Source organism: Colwellia sp. BRX9-1 (assembly GCF_014077195.1).
GTDB lineage: Bacteria > Pseudomonadota > Gammaproteobacteria > Enterobacterales > Alteromonadaceae > Colwellia_A.
Window position 1 is genome coordinate 1 of record NZ_JACGVM010000073.1, and the last position, 507, is coordinate 507.

The 507-nt window shown below is 39.1% G+C and carries 1 tRNA gene and 1 rRNA gene; both read right to left on the minus strand.

Annotated features, from left to right (window positions below):
* Positions 1-206: 206 nt before the first annotated feature.
* Positions 207-283: transfer RNA gene (locus tag H4J76_RS19540), tRNA-Ile, on the minus strand.
* Between the two features lie 108 nt (positions 284-391).
* Positions 392-507: ribosomal RNA gene (locus tag H4J76_RS19545) — 16S ribosomal RNA — on the minus strand; the annotation flags it as partial.

Genomic DNA, 507 nt, shown 5'->3' on the forward strand with positions numbered 1-507 from the left:
TTCATTGCTTTATAAATATCTTATTTATATCAGCTTTCCAGATTGTTAAAGAACTCATTCTTAACGCGCATTCGGTTAAAAACGTGGTTTAAAAAACCAAATTAATATTCACTCACAAAACACTGGAAAACATTCAGTGTGACGAAAGTAAACCTTAATTTGGTCTTTTCTTTAATGAAGAAGATTAATCAATTCAGTGTATGAATTGGTAGGTCTGGGCAGACTTGAACTGCCGACCTCACCCTTATCAGGGGTGCGCTCTAACCAGCTGAGCTACAGACCTATCTTATTAGCAAGCCCAAGGGCTTTCTTCTTCTAATTTGTTATCATGTAATTTGTGTAGACACTCGTGAAACTCAAGAGTTTCCATTAAACTGTTTTCACTTCAAGATAAGGAGGTGATCCAACCCCAGGTTCCCCTAGGGTTACCTTGTTACGACTTCACCCCAGTCATGAAACACAAAGTGGTGACCGTCCTCCCGAAGGTTAAACTAGCCACTTCTTTTG